Source organism: Cellulomonas sp. JZ18, from assembly GCF_009720485.1.
Classification (GTDB): Bacteria; Actinomycetota; Actinomycetes; order Actinomycetales; family Cellulomonadaceae; genus Cellulomonas.
This window is the reverse complement of sequence record NZ_CP045245.1, coordinates 3786513-3806577: the sequence shown is the minus strand read 5'-3', so window position 1 is coordinate 3806577 and position 20065 is coordinate 3786513. Positions and strand designations below refer to the sequence as shown.

The following is a 20065-nucleotide window of genomic DNA, read 5'->3' as shown; positions in this document are numbered from 1 at the left end:
AGGGTCCGGGACGGCACGGGAGGCGCTCTCCGCAGCCCGAGCATCGAACGAGCGCCCGCCCCCGGACCCACGAGCGTCCGGACCGCCGCCCGCCGTCGCGGTGCCGCGGGAGAGGGCGCGCCCACCCGAACCTGGAGGACCACGTGCCCAAGAGGCTGCCCGCGTCACGTGCGCGGACCACCCGACGCCCGAGCGGGGCCGCACACGCGGCCCGCACCGGCGCCGCCACGCTGACGACCCTCGGACTCGCGCTCGCGTCCGTCGTCGCGGTCCCCGCGGCGGCGCTCGCCGCGCCCGCGCCGGCCGCGCCCGACCGGGTCTTCGCCGTCGGCGACACGGTCGCCGGCACGGTGCCCGACGGCGTCTGCGCCGTCACGACGACCGTCACGGGCGGCGCCGGCGGCCGCGGCGCCGCGGGTGCCGACGGCCGCGGCTCCAACGGTGGGGCCGCCCGCATCACCGCGACGTTCGACGTCCTGCCCGGCACGCCCTACAGCGGCACGGTCGGCGGCGGCGGGCAGCAGTACCGCGGCCGGATCGGCGGCGACGGCGGCGTGAACGGCGGAGGTGCGGGCGGCACGGCCGCGTCCGACCACGGCGGCGCCGGGGGCGGCGGCTACTCGGTCCTCTTCCTCGGCACGCCCGACCCCCAGGCGCCGGCCGTCCTCGCGGGCGGTGGCGGCGGCAGCGGCGGCGGGCACTCGGTGACCCAGGACGGCTTCGGCGGCGACGCCGGCCTGCCGTCCGCCGCGGGCACGGTCGTCGCGGGTACCGCGGGCACGGCCGGGTACGAGGGCCCGGGCATCGTCGTCGGCGGCGGCGAGGGCGGCGGCACCACCGGCCCGGGCGCCGGGGGCGCGCACAGCACGGACGCCTCGCTCGACGGCCTGCCGGGAGTGGGCCGCACCGGCGGCGCCGGCGCGTACGACCCGAACTTCGACGCCGGCGGCGGTGGCGGCGGCGGCTTCTTCGGCGCCGGCGGCGGTGCCTCGACCGTCATCCAGAACAGCCAGAACGGCATCAACACCGTCGCGGGCGGTGGCGGCGGTGGCGGGTCCAGCGCGGTCGGCGCCGGCGCGCGCGACGTCTCCTCCACGGCCGTCGGGCGGGTCACCGGCGTCGGCGCGGGGGCGAACGGCTCCATCGTGCTCGACTGGGTCGAGTGCGCGTACGACCTCGCGGTGACCAAGCAGGTGGCCGTCGAGGGCGCCCCCGCCGGCTCCACGCGCGCACCGGTCGGGTCCACGCTCGTGTGGACGGTCACGGTGCGCAACGCCGGCCCGGCGGCCATGACGCGCGGCGACGTCGTCACGCTCGCCGACACGGTGCCGGGCGCGGGCCGCACGAGCATCCGCTCGATCGCCGTCAGCGGCGGCGCCAACGACGCGCTCGAGCGCGGTCCGGTCACCTGCGACGCGGGGGTCGGCGACCCGATGCCCGACGCCCTGGTGTGCGCGCGCCCCTACGCCCCGAGGGCGGTGACGCGGACGGCGTGCGCGGCCTCGACGTCGGCGAGACGCTCACGGTCGTCTACGCCCAGCAGGTCACCGACGCGCCCAACACGGTCCTGACGAACACGGCCTCCGTGACGGACCGCGGCGACGACGCGGACGACGCCGCGACCGCCTCGGTCACGGTCGTCGGCCCGCCGGTGGCGCAGGACGACGAGGACCTCGAGAACGCGATCGGCTCCGTCGTCCGCGTCCCGGTCCTCGACAACGACCGCGCGGTGAGCGGCGCGCTCGTGCCGTCGTCGGTCGTGCTGTGGGACGCGGCGGCGGGCGAGCCCGCCGGCACGGAGCTGGTCGTCGAGGGCGAGGGCACCTGGCGGGTCGACACGACCACCGGTGAGATCACGTTCACGCCGCAGGACGGGTTCGAGGTCGACCCGGCGCCGGTGACGTACCGCGTGAGCGACGAGGACGGGCTCACCGCCACCGCGACGGTGACCGTGGGCTACGTGCCCGAGGCCGTCGCCGACGAGGACCTCGGCAACGCCATCGGGGACGTCGTGACGGTGGACGTGCTCGCCAACGACCGCGGCGACCTGGACCCGACGTCCGTCGTCCTGGTGCGCGGCACCCAGCGCGTGACCGAGCTCGTCGTCGAGGGCGAGGGCCGCTGGACGGTCGACCCGCGCACGGGCGCCGTGACGTTCACGCCCGAGCCGGACTTTCTCACCGACCCCGCTCCCGTGACCTACGAGGTCACCGACAGCACCGGTGACACCGTCTCCGCCACCGTCACGGTCGGCTACGTGCCGGACGCGACGGACGACACCGACCTCGGCAACACGATCGGCGAGACCGTCACGGTCGACGTCCTGGCGAACGACGCCGGCGACATGGACCCGACGTCCGTCGTCCTGGTGGACGGCGCCTACCGCGTCACCACGCTCGTCGTCGAGGGCGAGGGCACGTGGACGGTCGACCCGGCGACGGGTGCGGTGACGTTCACGCCCGAGGACGGGTTCACGGGCAACCCCGCGCCGGTCGGCTACGAGGTCACGGACACCACGGGCGACACCGTCGCCGCGACCGTCACGGTCACGTACCAGCCGGTCGCCGACCCCGACGAGAGCCGCGGCAACGAGCTCGGCACGCCGGTGACCGTCGACGTGCTGCCGAACGACGCGGGCGCGCTGCTCGCCTCGACCCTGCGCCTCGTCGACCCCGCCACGGACGAGCGCGTCACGACGCTGCGCGTGCCCGGCGAGGGCGTGTGGACCGTCGACACGACGGCCGGCACGGCGACGTTCACCCCGAGGACGGCTTCTGGGGCAACCCGACGCCCGTGCGCTACGAGGCGCAGGACGCCGCGGGCGGCACGGCCGGTGCGCAGGTCGTCGTGACCTACCTGCCGCGCGCGCTCGACGACGTCCGCGAGGGCGTGCCCGCCGGCACCCCCGCCACGGTGGACGTCGTCGGCAACGACCGCGGCGCGCTCGACCCGACGTCGGTGCGGCTGCTCGACGCGTCGGGCGCCGAGGTGCTGACGCTCACGGTGCCCGGCGAGGGCACGTGGACCGTCGACGCGCGGACCGGGGCGCTCACGTTCACGCCGGCCGCGGGCTTCACCGGCGACCCGTCGCCCGTGCGCTACCGGGTCAGCGACGTCGAGGGGAACCCGACCGAGGCCGTCGCGCGCGTCGCGTACGCCGCGGCGACCCCCGCGCCGACGCCCGGCGCGACGCCGGCGGCGGCACCGACGTCCCCGCTGGCCGTGACCGGTGGGGCGGGCCTCGGGCTCGCGGCGCTCGCCGCGCTGCTCGTGCTCGGCGGCGCCGGGGCCCTGGTGCTGCGGCGCCGGGGCGCGGAGGGCTGACGTCCTGACCGCCTGACGCGCGGGCCCCGGTGTCGAGCAGCGGCACCGGGGCCCGCGTGCGTCCGGCGTGGCGCGGTGGCGGGCGGTGGGTGCGGCGACCGGGTCCCCGCGCCGGGCCGGCCGCCGTGGGGCTCAGCCGCCGTGCGGTGCCCCGTCGGCGGCGTCCGCGTCGAGCAGCCCGTGCGCGCGGGCGGCCGCGAGCGCGGAGGACCGGGACGTCGCGTCGAGCTTGCGGTACAGCGTGCGCAGCTGGGACTTCACGGTGTGCGGGCTCACGACGAGCTCCGTCGCGATCTGCGACGTCGAGCCCGTACGGGCGAGCGCGCGCAGCACGACCTCCTCGCGCGGCGTGAGCTCCGGGGCGGCGGCGGCGTCCGGCAGCACCGCCGGCAGCGCGGCGGCGAGGACGTCGGCGTGCGGCAGGCCGTGCGCGGCCGCGAGGGCGGCCAGCCGCGACCGGTCGCGTGCCGGCAGGAGCACGAGCGGCAGGCGCAGGTGGTGCACCCGCAGCAGCGCGAGCGCGCGCGCCAGCGCCGGGACGGCCTGCTCCTCGGGGCCCTCCGCCGCGAGCGCCGCCGCCTCGAGCAGCGCGTGCTCGGTCTGCGTGCGCAGCGACGCACCGCCGGTCGCCCCCGCGGCGGCCAGCGACACCACCGCCTGCGCGGGCCGCCCCGCGACCAGCTCCGCGCGGGCCTGCGCGACGGCGAGGGCGGGGGTGACCGGACGTGCGTCGGGCAGCGCCGCCAGGGCCGCCAGCGGACGTCCCGCGGCCGTCAGGAGCAGCGCGTGCGTCGCGTCGAGCAGGGCACCGGTCGCCCGGTGCGTCGACTGGCGGCGGGCCTGCGTGCGCCGTGTCGCGGCGAGCCGCTCGAGCGCCGTCTCCGCGCCGGACGTCAGCAGGTCGACGTGCGCCTGGACGTGCGCGAGGAGCGGCCAGTGCTCGATCGTCTCGCGGTGCGGCGCCAGCCGGTCGAGGTGCGCCTGCGCGCGGGCCGGGTCGAGCGCCTCGAGCGCCAGGACGGCCTCGGCGACCTGGTGCAGGGCACCGGTGTAGCCGTCCACGGCGCCCTCCGGCCAGCGGCGCGCCCGCACGTCGGCCGCGTACCCCTCGGCCGCCTCGAGCGACCCCGTGAGCGCGTGCACCCCGCCGAGCAGCGACAGCGCACCCAGGTGCCCGAGGTCGTGCCGGGCCTCGGCGAGGGCGCGCTCGGCCGCCGCCACCGCGTCGTCGGGGCGCCCGTCGTACAGGTACGCCATCGCGGTGTGCAGGTACGCGGTGTTCAGCAGGTCCTCGACCTCGGTGCGGTCCGCCGGGGCCAGGTCGTCGAGGAGGGCGAGCAGGTCGTCCCCGGCGTGCGCGGCGGCGCCCGCGCGGCCGGTCACCCGCAGCGCGACGGTCTCGATGAGCCGCATCGCGACCCGGTCGGGCGCGCTCGCCCGGCGGCGCTGCGCGCGTGCCGTCGCCGTCGCGAGGCCGAACAGCGCCACCGCACGCGCCCGCGACCGGCGGTCGGCGTTGTGCCCGAGCGCGAGCAGGAACAGGATCACCGGGTGGCGGCGCAGCCGCACGAGGCCCAGCGGGGCGACCGTGCGCCGCACCGTGCCGGCGTGCTCGGCGAGGAACGCGCGCCAGTGGTGGCGCAGCACCGCGGTCACCAGGTCCAGGTCCTCGGCGTCGACGGCCGCCTCGACCGCCTCCACGGGGCGCGCGTGCGCGTCGGCCCACACCGCGACCGCGCGCCGCAGGGCCCGGAAGCGGGTGGGGTCCTCGCGGCGCAGCCGGGCGCGCAGCGCGTGCCGCACGACCGAGGTGTACGTGAGGGCGCGGCCGCCGGGCACGTGCGTCCACGTGCCGAGGCCGAGGTGCGCGACGCGCTCGAGCAGGGCGTCGGCGTCGTCCGTGCCGGTGAGCGTGCGCGCGAGGTCCGGCGGGACGACGTCGGCCGTCGCGGTCGTGGCCGCGAACTCCCGCGTGGGCGCGTCGAGCGCGTCGACGGCGGACGTGACGAGCTGCTCGAGCGCCTGCCGCGGGTCCACCTCCGTGCCCGCCTCGCGCTCCAGCAGCACCGCGCGGACGGCCAGCGGGGAGCCGTCGGTGGCCTGCCGCACCGCCGCCGCCCGGTCGGCGTCGACCCCGAGGACCTGGGCCGTCTCCTCGACCGTGAGGGCGAGCGCGGCCCCGTCGAGCACGAGCGTGTCGAGCACCAGGCGCACCTGCGCGGACTCGAAGGCCGTCACCGAGCGGCACGCGACGACGACGCGCACGTCCGGCACGCCCGCGACGACGTGCACGAGGTCGTCGACGACGTCCTCGTCCAGCCGGTCGGCGTCGTCGACGACGAGCGTCACCGGTCCGAGCCGCGTGAACGCGCGCGTGAGGAAGCCGCGCAGGTCCGTGACCTCCGCGAGCGACGCCACCGCGTCGCCGAGCGGGCCGTCGGACGCGACGAGCCCGGCGTCGACGAGCGTCGCCGCGACCTGGCCCCAGAAGGCCAGCCGCCCGGGCGAGGGCGCCGCGACCGGCACCCAGGCGCCGCGCAGCCCGGGGTCGGCGGACGCACGCGCCCACTCGGCGAGCAGCACCGTCTTGCCGCCGCCCGCAGGGGCGCGCACGACGGTCAGCGGTGCGCCCCGGTCGAGCGCGGCGACCAGCCGGGGGCGCGGCACGGCCCAGGACGGCAGGCGCGGTGCGCCGTGCAGCGCCGGCACGTCGCGCGCCGGCCCCGGGGGCACGTCGCTCATGCGCGCCCCCGCCCGGCGGCGACCGGCCGCTCCCGGGTCGCGTCGCCGGGGCCGGGGCCGGGGCCGGGCCGGGGACCGTGCCGCGCCGTGCGAGCCGCACGCCGACGAGCAGCGCGAGCACGGCGACACCGGCGGCCGTGACGAACAGGGCCGGGTAGCCGCCGAGGTGCGCCACGACCGTCGCCGCGACCGCCGGTGCGAGGGTCTGCGGCAGGTTCGTCGCCACGTTGTACAGGCCGAGGTCCTTGCCCGCGCTCGCACCGCCCGCCGGCAGCACCTCCGTGACGAGGGCCGTCCCGGACGCCATGTGCGCGCCGAACGCCAGCCCCTTGAGCACCGCGAAGACGGCCATCCCGCCCGTCGTCGGCACCGCGAGCGGCACGAGCAGCGCGACCGCGAGCAGGCCGCACGCGCCGACCATGAACGGGGTGCGCGTGCCGGCCCGGTCGCTCCACCAGCCGGTCACGACGACCGCGACGAGCACGGCCACGAGCGTCGTGGCGGTGAGCACGCCCGTGAGCGCGGTGGCCGCCTCGGGCGGCACGCCCACGTGGTCCGTGAGCACGTACAGCTGGAACGCGTAGACGAGCTGGTACGCCAGGACGAACAGCAGCCGGGAGACGAACGCGTCGGTGAACCGCCGCTCGGTGCGCGGGTCGACGAGCAGACCGCGCCAGAACGGCCCGCGGACGGGGTCGGGCGGGCGCGCGGACGGGTCGGCGACGGCGAGCCGGCGGCGGCGCGCGTCGACGACCACGAACACGGACGTCGCGACGAGGACCGCGACGGCCAGCCCTGCCCACACCGGTGCCGGACGCCCCGCGGACGCCCCCGCCGCGAGCACCGCGACGGCGCCGCCCGTGACCGCACCGAACCCGATGAGCGCGACGGCGCGGCCGCGTCGCTGCGGGGGACCTCGTCGGGGACGACGGCCGAGGTGGCGACGTCGAGCCCGTTGAGCGCCACCTGCGCGACCACCCAGAGCACCGTGACCGCGGCGAGCGTCGTCGCACCGCCCAGCGCGAGCAGCCCGGCCGCCGCGACGAGCGCCCCGGCGACCGCCCACGGCACGCGCCGCCCCCACCGCCCGCGCGTGCGGTCGCTGAGCGCCCCCACGAGCGGCTGCGCCGCGATGGTGCACGCGAACGACACGGTGCTGACGAGGGCGAGGTTGCCGACCTTCGCGGCCGGGTCGAGCGCGGCGACCTGCGCCGGCAGCAGCACCGCGACGACCGCGCCGTAGCAGGCGGCGAGCGCGGCGGCGACGAGCGCGAGGGATCCGACGAGGGGGACCCGCTGCGCGGCCTCCCGGCCGTCGGTCCCCACCACGCCGCCACGGTAGCAACCGGTTCGACGGGCACCGCGCGGCGTCCCCGGGGTGTCGGCACGCCCGATCGGGTGGCGTCGCGGGTCCGCACCCGGGGGACGCGGACGGCCGCGCACGGGGACGCGGACGGCCGCGCACGGTGGGCGGGCGGGGCCACTACCGTGGGCGCGTGCTGCTCTCCGACCGCGACATCCGCGCCGAGCTCGAGTCCGGGCGCGTGGCCCTCGACCCGTACGAGCCGGCGATGATCCAGCCGTCCAGCATCGACGTGCGGCTCGACCGGTACTTCCGGCTGTTCGACAACCACAAGTACCCGGTGATCGACCCCGCGGCGGAGCAGCCCGACCTGACGCGGCTGGTCGAGGTCGAGCCGGGGGAGCCGTTCGTGCTGCACCCGGGGGAGTTCGTGCTCGGCTCGACGTTCGAGCGCGTGACCCTGCCGGACGACGTCGCGGCCCGCCTCGAGGGCAAGTCGTCGCTCGGGCGCCTCGGCCTGCTCACGCACTCGACGGCCGGGTTCATCGACCCCGGCTTCTCCGGGCACGTGACCCTCGAGCTGTCGAACGTCGCGACGCTGCCGATCCAGCTGTGGCCCGGCATGAAGATCGGCCAGCTCTGCTTCTTCCGCCTGTCGTCCGCGGCGGAGAACCCCTACGGGTCGCCGGCCTACGGCTCGCGCTACCAGGGGCAGCGGGGGCCGACGGCCTCGCGGTCCTGGCAGGGGTTCCACCGGACGGAGGTCTGACGCGTGGCCGACCTGCCGCCGCTGCCCGTCCAGGACCCGACGCTCGCCGAGCGGCACCTGCTCGCGCTGCCCGACGGGGTCGAGCCCGACGAGGTCGAGGTGCTCGCCTCCAGCCGGTTCCGCAACGTGCGCTGGGAGGACGCCCCCGCGCCCGAGGCGTCCGCGCGCACCGGTGTGCTGCCCGCGGTGACCGCCGCGCTCGGCATCCGGGCCGTGCCCCGCGGCGCCGCTCCCGCGGCCGTGCGGGCGCTGCGGCTCGCGCGGCTCTCGTCGCTCGCCGGTCCCTACGCGGTGGGCGTCGAGGACGCGGTCGCGCTGGGGCTGCCCGGCACGACGCGGACCGTGTGGGTGCTCTCCGCACCCCGCGAGCGCGGCGACCGGCCGTGGCCGGGTGGCGACCGGGACGGCCTGAAGCGCGCCTTCCCCGACGGGCTGCCGGTGCGGGAGGAGGAGCGCGTCGTGCAGTGGCTCGTGGCCGCGGCGCGCCGGCTCGGCGGCGCCGTGCGCACCCAGACCGGCGCGATCCTCACCCCCGACCCCGACGCGTCGACCGACCTGACCGTCCTGACGCCGCGCTGGCTCGAGCCGGACGAGGTGCTGGGCGTCGTGCAGCGCGTGCAGCCGCGCGCGTACCTGTCGGTGCCGACGCCGGGTGCGTGGCAGGGACCGGCGTCGCGCACCGGGCGCGGTTCGCAGGGGGCCGTGGGCGGCTCGCCCGAGGCGGGCGGGTCGGGCCTGCGCGCCGCGCTGGAGCGGTACGGCGTCGCGGACGAGGCCGAGCGGCACCGGCTCATGGCGGAGGCCGACGCGTACGACGAGCTCATGCTCGCGGCACCCCCGCCGTCGGAGGCGTTCGGGGTGCTCGTCGACCTGGGCGTCGACGGCATGCTCGCGGTCGAGGTGGCCGCCACCGAGCAGCTGCCGCCGCTGCTGGAGGGCCTGCCGTGGGTGGCGGACGGGGTGGTCGCGTACCGCGTCCGCTGGGAGCCGCGCGAGATCGAGCAGCTGGAGCAGGAGCGCCCCACGCTGGAGCACCGGGTCGCGCGCAGCCGGTCCGCGCCGCTCGTGTCGGCCATCGCGCGCGTGCTGCACGCCGAGCTCGGCGGCGAGATCGCCGACGAGGCCGACTTCCTGGTGGACCCGGCGGACCTCTGACGCCGGCGGGTCCGGGTCGCACGTCCGGGAGGGCGCGCCCTCGGGATGCCGCCTCGCTCGCGCGCCGGTAGACACGAGGCATGGGAGCTCTCGTGCGTTCTGCAGCGCTCGGTCTGGCCGCCGGCGGACGGGCGGCCGTCGGGGTGGCGGTGCCCGTGCTCGCCGCGACGGAGGGCAGGCGGGGCGTCGGTCCCGCGCTCGCGCGCACGCTGGCGCGGGCCGCGCTCGTCGGGGAGACCGTCACGGACAAGCTGCCCGGCCTGCCGAGCCGGCTGGTCCCGCCGATGCTGACCGGCCGGCTGCTGTCCGGCGCCGGCGGTGCCGTCGCGCTCGCGCTCGTCGAGCGACGCCGCGTCCCGGCCGTCGTGCTCGCCGGCCTGGCGGGCGCGGCCGGCGCCTTCGCGGGCGCCGTCGGGGGCGCGTCGTGGCGGGAGTGGGCGGCCGACCACGGCCCGTCCTTCCTGAGCGGCCGCGCCGCGGGCTTCGCCGAGGACGCCGTCGTGCTGTCGACCGCGAACAAGCTCGTCGCCACGTCGCGCTGACGCCCGGCTCGCCCCGAGCCGACCCCAGCCCGGCACCCGCGCACGCCGGTCCACGGCCGGGAGGAAGGGCCGTCCGGGGTCGACCGGCCCAGGGCAGGGTGCGTGCCGGCGCCCGTCCGACCCCGTCCCGATCCCGCCCCACCCACCCCGCACGCGAGGACAGGAGGCCCACCATGGCCGACCAGTACACGATGACGGACCCGATCTCGCAGTACCCGCAGCCGGAGATCCCGGAGCAGACGCTGGACGGCCCGGGGCTCGACGCCGACCTGACGCCGACCGCCGACCACGGCTTCGACACCTACCGCGGCAGCGGGCGGCTCGAGGGACGCAGGGCGCTGGTGACCGGCGGGGACTCGGGCATCGGGCGGGCGGTCGCCGTGGCGTTCGCCCGCGAGGGCGCGGACGTCGTGCTGTCGTACCTGCCGCAGGAGCAGGAGGACGCGGACGTCGTGCGCCGGCTCGTCGAGGAGGCCGGGCGCCGGTGCGTCCTGGCGCCCGGCGACGTGTCGGACGAGCAGGTGGCCCGCGGGCTGGTGCGCACGACCGTCGACGAGCTCGGCGGCATCGACGTCATCGCGAACATCGCGGGCCGCCAGCAGCACGTCGAGGACCTCGCCGACCTGACGAGCGAGAGCTTCGACCAGACGTTCCGCACCAACGTGCACGCGCTGTTCTGGATCGTGCAGGAGGCGCTGCCGCACCTGCCCAAGGGTGCGTCGATCATCAACACGAGCTCCATCCAGGCGTACCAGCCGTCGCCCAACCTCGTGGACTACGCGACGACGAAGGCCGCGATCAACACGATCTCCAAGGCCCTCGCCGGCCAGCTCGCGCCGAAGGGGATCCGCGTCAACGTCGTGGCGCCGGGGCCGGTGTGGACGCCGCTGCAGGCCGCGGGCGGTCAGCCGCCCGAGGCGCTGCCGGAGTTCGGTGAGCAGACGCCGTACGGCCGCGCGGGTCAGCCGGCCGAGCTCGCACCCGCGTACGTGTTCCTCGCGTCGCAGGAGTCGAGCTACGTCAGCGGCGCGACGATCGCGGTGACGGGCGGGATGCCGACCCCGTGACCGACGACCCGGCGCTGCCGGACTCGCTCACCGCGGACGAGGGCATCCCGGGGTCCGGCCGACGCGACGCCGACGACCCGCGGCCGCCCACGCCCCGCACGGACGGGTACGTGCCGCTGCGCGCGTACGCGGCGATCGGGGACGGCCGGACGGTCGCCCTGGTGGCGGACGACGGCCGCATCGACTGGTTCCCCGTGCCCGTGCTCGACACGCAGCCGGCGTTCGCGGCGGTCCTCGACCCGGTCGGCGGCGGGTACGTCGAGCTCGCCCCGACCGTGCCGTTCGAGGTCGCCCGCGCCTACGTGCCGGGCACGAACGTGCTGGTCACCCGGTTCGTGACGGCCACGGGCGAGGCGCGCGTGACCGACGCGACGACCACCGGCGTGGCCGGCCGGCTGCCGTGGTGCGAGCTGGTGCGACGCGTCGAGGGCGTCACGGGGAGCGTCCCGATGGCGTGGCGCGTCGTGCCCGGGACCATGCTCGGCACGGCGTCCCCGTGGGTGCGGCGCACGCGGCGGGGGCCGGTCATCACGCTGGACGGGGTCTCCGTGGTCGTCGCGACCCTGGGGGAGATGACGACGCACGTGGACGACCGGGAGGTCGCCGGCGTGCTCACCACCGCGCCGGGGTCCCGGCACGTGCTCGGCCTCGCGGGCACGCAGGACGAGCCGGTGTACGTGCCCGACCCGGAGGAGATGGACCGCGGCATCGAGCGGACCGTCGAGAACTGGCGCACCTGGACCCGCGAGTTCCACTACGGCGGGCCCTGGGCGCAGGCGGTGCAGCGCAGCGCGCTCGCGCTCAAGCTGCTCATCCACTCCCCGACGGGCGCCGTCGCGGCCGCCGGCACGACCGCGCTGCCGGAGTCCTGGGACGGCGGCAAGAACTGGGACTACCGGTACGCGTGGGTCCGGGACGTCGCGTACGTCGTCGACGCGCTCACGCGGTTCGGGCTGCGTGAGGAGACGCACGCGGCGATGGCCTGGACGCTGCGGACCGTCGCCAAGCACCCCCCGACGGTGTTCTTCACGCTCGACGGGGAGCTCGCGCACGGGCGCGCCGAGCGGGACGTGCCCGGGTGGCGCGGCATCGGCCCCGTCGTCGACGGGAACCGGGCCTCGCGTCAGCTCCAGCTCGGCACCTACGGGGACCTCATGGGCGTGGTGCGCACCTACGTCGACGCGGGCAACCTGCTCGACGCCGAGACGTCCCGCGTGCTCACCGGCGTCGCGGACCGCGCCTGCGACGCCTGGCGCCGGCCGGACGCCGGCATCTGGGAGCTCACCGACGAGCACCGGTACACGTCCTCCGCCCTGGGCTGCCGGCACGCGCTGCTGTGCGCGGCGCACCTCGCGGAGGAGGGGCACCTGCCCGGCGACGCGGAGCGCTGGCGCTCCGAGGCGGAGGCGATCGCCGCGTGGGTGCGCGCCGAGTGCTGGTCGGACGCGAAGCAGGCCTACGTCATGCACCCGGGCACGGACGCGCTCGACGCGTCGGTGCTGCTCTTCGTCGACCAGGAGTTCGACACCCCCGAGCGGCTGTCCTCGACGCTCGACGCGATCCGCCGCGAGCTCGGCGCCGGGGCGCTGCTCTGGCGGTACTCCGGCATGCAGGACGAGGAGGGCACGTTCGTCGCGTGCGCGTTCTGGGGCGTGCGCGCGGCCGCGCTGCTGGGCCGCGTCGACGAGGCGCGCGCGTGGATGGACGACCTGCTGGAGCAGGCCAACGACGTCGGCATCTGGTCGGAGATGATCGACGCCCGTACGGGCGAGTTCCTCGGCAACCTGCCGCAGGCCCTCTCGCACCTGGCCCTCGTGCACGCGGCGCTCGCGGTCGGCGGCGACACCGACGCGCACGTCGTCGACGCGCAGGACGAGCGCGCCTACCCGTCGCCGGGCGACCCGCCGTCGCGACCGCACACGCACGGGCAGGACCGGTGGTCCTCGGCGTCACCGGCGTCGGCGTCGTGACGCCGGCGCTCGGCCCCTCGGCGTCGGTGAGCACCGCCGACGGCCTACCGTCGGGGCATGACCTGGCAGACCGTCTCCTCCCGCGTCGTGTACGAGAACCCGTGGATCGTCGTGCGGGAGGACGACGCGGTCGCCCCTGACGGCAGCCCCGCGCTGTACGGCTGGGTGGAGCTGCGCCCGTCGGTGTTCGTCGTCGCGCTGACCGACGACGACGAGGTCGTGCTCGTCACGACCGACCGGTACACGACCGGTCCCGCGTCGGTCGAGGTGCCGGCGGGCGGCACCGACGGGCAGGAGCCGCTGGTGGCCGCGCAGCGCGAGCTCGCGGAGGAGGCGGGGCTCCTCGCACGCGAGTGGGTGCACGTCGGGACGACCGAGGCGCTGAACGGGATCGCGCGCGCACCCGAGCACGTGTTCGTCGCGCGCGGGCTCTCCCCCGTGGGGGACGCGGACGCCACCGCCCAGGAGCAGGCGCACGAGGGCATCAGCGAGGTCCGGACCGTGCCCTTCGCCGAGGTCCTCGCGATGGTCCGCGACGGCCGCGTCCGCGACGGGGAGACGGTGACGGCCCTCGCGCTCGCGGCCCTCCACCTGGGCCGCCTGACCTGACGGCCGCGGCCCCGCCCGTGGCGTCGCGTCAGACCCGCTGCGCGCGTTCCAGGCGGGCGTAGCGGCCGCCGGCGGCCATGAGCTCCTCGTGCCGGCCGGTCTCGACGATCCGGCCCTGGTCGAGCACGACGATCCGGTCGGCGTCGCGGATGGTGGACAGGCGGTGCGCCACCACGAGCGTGGTGCGCCCGCGCATGAGGCGGGCGAGCGCGTCGCGGACGAGCGCCTCCGACTCCGGGTCGAGCGCGGACGTGGCCTCGTCGAGCAGCAGCACGCGGGGGTCGCGCACGAGCGCGCGGGCGATGGCGATGCGCTGGCGCTGCCCCCCGGACAGACGCGCGCCGCGCTCGCCGACCACGGTGTGCCAGCCGTCGGGCAGGGCGTCGACGATCTCGGCGGCGTTGGCGTCCTCGAGGGCGGCTCGGACCCGCTCGTCGGGCACGGGCCCGAGCCCGTACGTGACGTTGTCGCGGATCGACCCCTCGAACAGCACGGACTCCTGCGGCACCACGGACACGTACCGGCGGAACGTGCGCAGGTCGAGCGTCGCGGCGTCGACGCCGTCGAGCAGCAGCCGCCCGGACGTCGGCCGCAGGAACCCGAGCGCCAGGTTCAGCACGGTGGACTTGCCCGACCCGGACGGCCCGACGAACGCGACCGTCTCGCCCGGGTGCACGTCGAGGTCGACGCCGTCGAGCGCGTGCCCGTCGGCGTCGTCGTAGCGGAAGTGCACCGCGTCGAACGTGAGCCGCCCCTGGACCGCGGTGACCGGCGCCTTGCCCTCGTTCTGCTCGACGTCGGGCTCCGCGAGCACCTCGGCGATCGACCGCACGGACTCGGTGCCCTTGGCCGCCACCGGCAGGAGCATGAGCAGCTGCGTGACGCCGCCGGTGATGAGCGTGAAGTTCGACGACAGCAGCACGACCTGCCCGGCCGTCACCGGGAACCAGCCGGTCAGGGCCGCCGTCGCGGCGAGCACGAGGCAGCCGACGCCGAGCAGCTGCAGCCCGACCCAGGACAGCGACGCGAACCGGCCGTTGAGCACGTCGAGCTCGTACCCGGACGTGCGCACGCCCTCCGCGCCCTCCGCGACCCGCTCCTGCGCCGTCGCCTCCAGCCCGTGCGCGCGGGTGATCGGCATGAGCGTCGCCATCTCGCCGACGCGCGCGGAGAACCGCTCGACCTGCTTGCGGAAGGCCTCGTTGCGCTCGCGGGAGCGGCGCGCGAGCCCGTACCGCAGCAGCACGGCGAGCGGGATGGTCAGCGCGTACACGGGCAGGAACTGCGGCACGGAGGTCGCCGTGGTGACGACGGCGCCCATGACGACCATCGACGACGACAGCAGCGGGTGCGTGACCTGCTGGAGCATGAGCTCGACGTTCTCGACGTCGCGCACGACCTTCGTCTGCACGATCGAGGCGGACGTGCGCGTGTGGAAGCCGATCGACAGGCTCTGCAGCCGTGCGGCGAGCGCGTTGCGCAGGTCGGCGCCGATCTGCCGGACCGCGCCCATGAACAGCTTCGTGTACATGACGTGGTTCGGGTAGTTCTGCAGCAGCGCGACGAACGCCACCGTGGCCCACAGCCACAGCTCGTGCAGCGGCCGGCGGTCGACGACGACGTCGATGACGCGCGCCGTGATGAACGGCATCAGCCACAGCGGCGTGTCCTTGAGCGCGAAGAAGAACACCGCCGTGGCGATGCGCCGGCGGTGCATGCCCAGGAGGTGGAAGACGGACCGGACGGGGTGCTGGCCGTCGACGTCGACGGGGGAGTGCCGCGAGGCGGGGGACGTCACCGCCTCATGGTCACCCGGCGGACGACTGATGGAAAGCGGTATCCACCGATCGGTGCCGACGACGTGTCCGTCGAGCGCACCCCGTGTCCCGCGAGCGCGCCCGTCGTGAGGGGCGCGCTCGACGGGGAACGGGCGCGCTCGACGGGTGGGGGCGGGAGGGCGGGCGCGGCGGGGAGCGCGGTCAGGCGTCGGCGACCGTGGCCGTGGTGCGCAGGGCGCGGTCCCGGCCGGGGTGGCGGCGGGGGCCGGTCAGCTCGACCTCGGCGCGCAGCACGTCGCCCTCGCTGGAGCCGCCCACCTGCACGACGACCGTCCCGGGGTCGACGACGCGCACCAGGTCCGTGCCCGTGTAGGAGGTCAGGTCGGCGGGCACCGTGAACGTGACGCGGCGGGACTGCCCGGGGCCAGCGGGACGCGCACGTACCCGGCGAGCTGCTTGACCGGCCGCGCCACGTCGGCGACGGGGTCGGACAGGTAGAGCTGGACGACCTCCGTGCCCGCGCGCCCGCCCGTGCACGTCACCGTCACGGCGACCTCGAAGGCGCCGTCCGTCGGCACGTCGCCCGGCGTCACCGTCAGGTCGCCGTACGCGAACGACGTGTAGGACAGCCCGTGCCCGAACGGGAACGCCGGGCTCGGGTCGAGGTTGCTGATCCGGTCGAGACGCCGCGTGAGCGCCGGGCCGAGGTACGTCTGCGGGCCGCCCCCGGCGTGCCGGGGGACCTGCACGGGCAGCTTCCCGCTGGGGTCCACCCGCCCGCTCAGCACCCCCGCGACGGCGCCGGCCCCCTCCTCGCCGGGCATGAACGCCTGCACGACCGCGGCCGCACGGCCGACGTACGCACCCAGCGCGTAGGGGCGCCCGGACACCACGACGAGCACGACCGGCGTCCCCGCCGCGAGCACCGCATCGACCAGCTCGTGCTGCACGCCCGGCAGGCGCAGGTCCGCGGCGTCGCAGCCCTCGCCGGACGTGCCGCGGCCGAACATGCCGGCACGGTCGCCGACGGTCAGCACGCACACGTCGGCGTCCCGGGCGGCGGCCACGGCGGCGTCGAACCCGCTGCGGTCGTCGTCGACGACGTCGCACCCGCGCTCGTGCACGACCTCGACCCCGTCGAGCTCGGCGTGCAGCGCGTCGAGCAGGGACGGCACCTCGATGCCCCAGCCCAGCTCCGGGTGCCGCGGCAGCACGTGGATCGGGTAGGAGTAGCAGCCCAGCAGCACGCCGGGGTCGGCGGCCGAGGGGCCGACCACGGCGACCCGCCGCAGCCCACCGCCGGACCCGAGCGGCAGCACGCCGCGCGGGTTGTCGAGCAGCACCACCGACTCCTCCGCGAGCCGCCGCGCCAGGTCGCGGTTGGCCGGCGGGTCCAGGTCGACGGGGTCGGCGTCGGGGCGCCGCCCGGGGCGTGCCGTCGGCGGCGGGCGCGTCGAGCAGGCCGAGCTGGGCCTTCTGCAGCAGCACGCGGCGCACGGCCCGGTCGACGTGCGCCTCGTCCAGGCGTCCGTCCCGCACGAGCGGTGCGAGCTCGCCGAAGCACATCGTGTTCGGCAGCTCGACGTCCATGCCGGCGCGCAGCGACCGCGCCCCCGCGTCCGCGGCGTCCGCCGCGACCCCGTGCGCCGTCACGAGGAACGCCACCGCCCAGTAGTCCGAGACGACCGTCCCCTCGAACCCCCAGGAGTCGCGCAGCACGCCGGTCAGCAGGGACGACGACGCGGCGACGGGCTCGCCGTCGAGGTCGGTGTAGGAGTTCATGACCGAGCGGGCGCCGCCCTCGCGGACGGCCGTCTCGAACGGCGGCAGCAGCACGTCCGCGACCTCGCGCGGGCCCACCGAGACGGGCGCGTGGTTGCGGCCGCCGCGCGACGCCGAGTACCCGACGAAGTGCTTGAGCGTCGCGACGACGCCCTGCTCCTCCATGCCGCGCACGTACTCGGTCGCGATCGTGGCGACCACGTACGGGTCCTCGCCGAGGGTCTCCTCGACCCGGCCCCACCGGTAGTCGCGCACGACGTCGAGCACCGGGGCGAGGCCCTGGTGCACGCCGAGCCGCCGCAGGTCCCGCCCGATCGCCGACCCGACCTCGTGCACGAGGTCCGGGTCGAACGCGGCACCCCACGCGAGCGGCGTCGGGTAGACGGTCGCGCCGTACGACGTCACGCCCGTGAGGCACTCCTCGTGCGCGATCGCCGGCAGCCCCAGCCGGTGGTTCGCGACGAGCTCGCGCTGCGTGCGGGCGAGCTTCGCCCGACCCTCGTCCGCCGGCACCGGGTCCGTGCCGAGCACGCGCGTCAGGTGCCCCAGCCCGTGCCGGGACGCGGTCGCGAAGTCCGGGCGGCGGGCGCCGAACGTGTCCTGCATCGGCGCCACCACCTCGCCCGCGCCCCGGCGGTCGAACCAGTAGGAGCCGAGCTGCGCGAGCTTCTCCTCGAGCGTCATCGCGTCGAGCAGCAGGGCCACGCGCTCGTCGGCGGGCAGCGTGGCGTCCTGCCAGGGGCGGTCGTCGGGGAGCGGGGTGGGAGAGGTCACCGGTGTCCTTCCGTGGTGCCGGCGCACGCGCCGGTCGTGCCCGGGGCGGTCGGGTCGCGCACCACGGGGGACGTGGCGGGTGCGGCGGCGCACCGGGCGACCCCGACGACGCTAGCCGCGGTGCCGCGGCGCCCGCGACGGTCGGCGTCCCGGCGTGTCCGCCGGTGGGTGGCCGACCCCACCACGGCTGCCGCTGCCCGGCCGTGCCCCGACGTGCCCTTGCGTGCCACCATGGCTGCGGGACCGCGCCCCACCTCATGTCGTCGCGGTCCCCCGGACGAGCGGCGCCGTACCCGGAGAGCGACAAGACGGCAGCCACGGAGGTCCACCATGTCCTGGCTCGTGCTCGTCGTCTCCGGGGTCCTCGAGGCCGTGTGGGCGACCGCCCTCGGCCGCTCCGAGGGCTTCACCAGGCTCGGCCCGACCGTGCTGTTCGGCGTCGCGCTGCTCGCCTCCATGGGCGGGCTCGCCTACGCCATGCGGGAGCTGCCGACCGGCACCGCGTACGCGGTCTGGGTCGGCATCGGCGCCTCGCTCACCGTGGCGTACGGCATGGTGACCGGCACCGAGACGGTGTCGCTCGTGAAGATCCTGCTCATCCTCGGCATCGTCGCCTGCGTGATCGGTCTCAAGCTGGCCCACTGACGGGCGCGGCAGGGGGTGGGGCGATGAGCGGCCGGCTCCCCGACGCCCCCGTGCGCGTGCCCGTCGAGCACGCGCCGTGGCCCTGCACGCCGCCGCCGTCCCGTTCGCAGGTCGGGGCGCCGCACGGGGTCGCGCGCCGCTGACCTGCGCCGCGGCGCGCACGCGCGACCGCGCCCCCGGGCTGCGCGGCCGCGACGGATGGGCGAGGGTCGTGGCAGCACCCGCTCCCGCCGGAAGGAGACGATCGTGGCGTTCCCCCGTCCTCACGCCCGACGCGACGCGGAGCGCACCGCACCGGAGCTGTGAACGTGGCCGGCCACCGCCGGCGTGACCGCCGTCGTCGTCGGGGTGGCGCTCTCCCACGTCCGCCCGCCCGCGGACTCCGGCCTCGTGCGGGTGCTCTGGCCGGGCGACGTGGCCGCGGCGACGGCGGCCGTGCAGACGGTCGCGACCGCGACCATGGCGACGCTCACGACCGCGTTCTCGATCACGGTCGTCGCGCTCCAGCTCGCGTCGCAGCAGTTCTCGCCGCGGCTGCTGCGCGACTTCCTGCGCGACCGCACCATCAAGACCGTGCTGGCCGTCCTCGTCGGGACGATCGCCCTGTCGCTCACGGTGGTCCGGACCCTCCACGAGGACGAGCCGGTGCCGGTGGTGGCGCTGGCGCTCGTGCTCGTCCTGGCGGCCGCGAGCGTGACCGCCGTCGTCGCGTTCGTCCACCACATCACGGGGATGCTGCGGATCGACTCGATGATGGCCAAGGTGCACGACGAGTCGCAGCGCGCGATCGCGATGTTCCTGCCCGAGCGCGGCGACGGTCCCGCGCAGGTCCCCGAGAGGCTCGGGCCGGACGTCCCGGGGACCGTCGTCGACGCGCCGCGCGGCGGGTTCGTCCAGCGGGTCGACGTCGAGCCACTCGTGCAGCGAGCCCGGGCGGCCGACGTGGTCGTGCGGGTCGAGGCCCGCCCGGGGGACCTGGTCGTGAGCGGGACGCCCCTGCTGACGCTGTGGACCGGCGACGGGCGCGACGCCGCGAGGGTGCCGGACGACGTCGTCGCCGGGCTCCTCGCGGCGGTCGCCCTCGGGCGGGAGCGGACGGTCGAGCAGGACGCCGCGTTCGGCTTCCGGCAGCTCGAGGGCATCGCCGTCAAGGCGCTCTCGCCCAGCATCAACGACCCCGTGACGGCCGCGCACGCGGTCGGGCACATGTCGGAGCTGCTGGTGAGCCTCACGGGGCGGCGGCTCGGCGGCACGATGCACACCGACGACGACGGCGTCGGCCGCGCCGTCGTCATGGACCGCGACCTGCGCTACTACCTCGACCTGGCGTGCGGGCAGGTGCGGCGCTACGGGCGGCGCGAGCCGACGGTGCTCGTCGCGCTCCTGCGCCTGTGCCGGGACGTCGGCGTGCACGCGGACCCTGACGCGCACGCGCCCGAGCTGCGGCGGCAGGTCGACCTCGTCCTCCGGGAGATGGCGGACGACCTGCTCGACGACGACCGGGCGGCCGTCCGCGACCTCGCCGAGCGGGTGCGCCTCGTCCTCGACGGTCGCGTCGCGGAGGCGTACGCGGACCGCAGCGGGGAGACGCGGTCGATCTGACCC

At 76.9% G+C, this 20065-nt stretch carries 13 protein-coding genes, 4 pseudogenes and 1 riboswitch; of the genes and pseudogenes, 11 read left to right on the top strand and 6 right to left on the bottom strand.

Annotated elements, in window-relative coordinates; translation table 11 throughout:
- Positions 1–143: 143 nt before the first annotated feature.
- Genes GC089_RS17175 through GC089_RS17165 form a run of 3 tightly spaced genes read left to right on the top strand, consistent with a single transcriptional unit; the run spans position 144 to position 3324 of the window.
- The gene (locus tag GC089_RS17175) at positions 144–1571 is read left to right on the top strand and encodes a hypothetical protein (protein ID WP_155378657.1); all 1428 of its coding nucleotides are present in this window, start codon (positions 144–146) and stop codon (positions 1569–1571) included.
- Complete coding sequence (locus GC089_RS17170; RefSeq protein WP_196250749.1) at positions 1493–2851, top strand: hypothetical protein; 1359 nt, start codon at positions 1493–1495, stop codon at positions 2849–2851. Before GC089_RS17175 ends, GC089_RS17170 begins: the two co-directional genes overlap by 79 nt.
- On the top strand, positions 2794–3324 hold the full coding sequence (locus tag GC089_RS17165) for an Ig-like domain-containing protein (protein WP_196250748.1): 531 nt from the start codon (positions 2794–2796) through the stop codon (positions 3322–3324). The genes GC089_RS17170 and GC089_RS17165 overlap by 58 nt, the downstream gene beginning before the upstream one ends.
- A gap of 132 nt (positions 3325–3456) precedes the next feature.
- Here the strand turns inward: GC089_RS17165 and GC089_RS17160 are convergent, their stop codons facing one another.
- The 3 genes and pseudogenes from GC089_RS17160 to GC089_RS20270 all read right to left on the bottom strand — a co-directional run.
- A complete protein-coding gene (locus tag GC089_RS17160; protein WP_155378654.1) occupies positions 3457–6066 on the bottom strand; it encodes a LuxR C-terminal-related transcriptional regulator in 2610 nt (869 codons plus the stop codon).
- A gap of 103 nt (positions 6067–6169) precedes the next feature.
- A pseudogene (locus tag GC089_RS20275) lies at positions 6170–6910 on the bottom strand (MFS transporter); the annotation flags it as partial.
- 149 nt (positions 6911–7059) lie between these two features.
- Positions 7060–7182 (bottom strand): annotated as a pseudogene (locus GC089_RS20270) (hypothetical protein); the annotation flags it as partial.
- A 380-nt stretch (positions 7183–7562) separates the two neighbouring features.
- On the opposite strand from GC089_RS20270, the gene dcd reads away from it, so the two are divergent.
- From dcd to GC089_RS17120, 6 genes are all read left to right on the top strand, one after another.
- On the top strand, positions 7563–8138 hold the full coding sequence (dcd, locus tag GC089_RS17145; RefSeq protein ID WP_155378652.1) for a dCTP deaminase: 576 nt from the start codon (positions 7563–7565) through the stop codon (positions 8136–8138).
- A 3-nt stretch (positions 8139–8141) separates the two neighbouring features.
- Complete coding sequence (locus tag GC089_RS17140; RefSeq protein WP_155378651.1) at positions 8142–9293, top strand: hypothetical protein; 1152 nt, start codon at positions 8142–8144, stop codon at positions 9291–9293.
- A gap of 80 nt (positions 9294–9373) precedes the next feature.
- Positions 9374–9835 carry a hypothetical protein gene (locus GC089_RS17135; protein WP_155378650.1) on the top strand — a complete coding sequence of 154 codons (462 nt, stop codon included), beginning with the start codon at positions 9374–9376 and terminating at the stop codon, positions 9833–9835.
- A 173-nt stretch (positions 9836–10008) separates the two neighbouring features.
- A complete protein-coding gene (locus GC089_RS17130) occupies positions 10009–10902 on the top strand; it encodes an SDR family oxidoreductase (protein WP_155378649.1) in 894 nt (297 codons plus the stop codon).
- Positions 10899–12872, top strand: coding sequence for a glycoside hydrolase family 15 protein (locus tag GC089_RS17125; protein ID WP_155378648.1), 1974 nt, complete (start codon positions 10899–10901; stop codon positions 12870–12872). Before GC089_RS17130 ends, GC089_RS17125 begins: the two co-directional genes overlap by 4 nt.
- A 57-nt stretch (positions 12873–12929) precedes the next feature.
- Positions 12930–13481, top strand: a complete 552-nt coding sequence (locus tag GC089_RS17120; protein WP_155378647.1) for an NUDIX domain-containing protein — start codon at positions 12930–12932, stop codon at positions 13479–13481.
- 28 nt (positions 13482–13509) lie between these two features.
- On the opposite strand, the gene GC089_RS17115 is transcribed toward GC089_RS17120, so the two are convergent.
- The 3 genes and pseudogenes from GC089_RS17115 to GC089_RS19475 form a co-directional block, all read right to left on the bottom strand.
- The gene (locus tag GC089_RS17115) at positions 13510–15279 is read right to left on the bottom strand and encodes an ABC transporter ATP-binding protein (protein ID WP_230684922.1); all 1770 of its coding nucleotides are present in this window, start codon (positions 15277–15279) and stop codon (positions 13510–13512) included.
- 181 nt (positions 15280–15460) lie between these two features.
- A pseudogene (locus tag GC089_RS19480) lies at positions 15461–16578 on the bottom strand (glycoside hydrolase family 3 C-terminal domain-containing protein).
- Positions 16579–16801: 223 nt separating this feature from the next.
- A pseudogene (locus tag GC089_RS19475) lies at positions 16802–17725 on the bottom strand (glycoside hydrolase family 3 protein); the annotation flags it as partial.
- A gap of 337 nt (positions 17726–18062) precedes the next feature.
- Positions 18063–18134, top strand: a riboswitch (guanidine-III (ykkC-III) riboswitch).
- An 11-nt stretch (positions 18135–18145) separates the two neighbouring features.
- Between GC089_RS19475 and GC089_RS17105 the strand changes: the two are divergent.
- The gene (locus GC089_RS17105; RefSeq protein ID WP_155378646.1) at positions 18146–18460 is read left to right on the top strand and encodes a multidrug efflux SMR transporter; all 315 of its coding nucleotides are present in this window, start codon (positions 18146–18148) and stop codon (positions 18458–18460) included.
- Positions 18461–18787: 327 nt separating this feature from the next.
- Entirely contained in the window at positions 18788–20062 is a 1275-nt protein-coding gene (locus GC089_RS17100; protein WP_155378645.1) for a DUF2254 domain-containing protein, read from the top strand.
- The last annotated feature ends 3 nt before the right edge of the window (positions 20063–20065 follow it).

Coding starts and splice junctions, on each gene's coding strand:
- GC089_RS17160 (WP_155378654.1), bottom strand. CDS start 6,066: ATGAGCGACGTGCCCCCGGGGCCGGCGCGCGACGTGCCGGCGCTGCAC.
- GC089_RS17105 (WP_155378646.1), top strand. CDS start 18,146: ATGTCCTGGCTCGTGCTCGTCGTCTCCGGGGTCCTCGAGGCCGTGTGG.
- GC089_RS17135 (WP_155378650.1), top strand. CDS start 9,374: ATGGGAGCTCTCGTGCGTTCTGCAGCGCTCGGTCTGGCCGCCGGCGGA.
- GC089_RS17130 (WP_155378649.1), top strand. CDS start 10,009: ATGGCCGACCAGTACACGATGACGGACCCGATCTCGCAGTACCCGCAG.
- GC089_RS17120 (WP_155378647.1), top strand. CDS start 12,930: ATGACCTGGCAGACCGTCTCCTCCCGCGTCGTGTACGAGAACCCGTGG.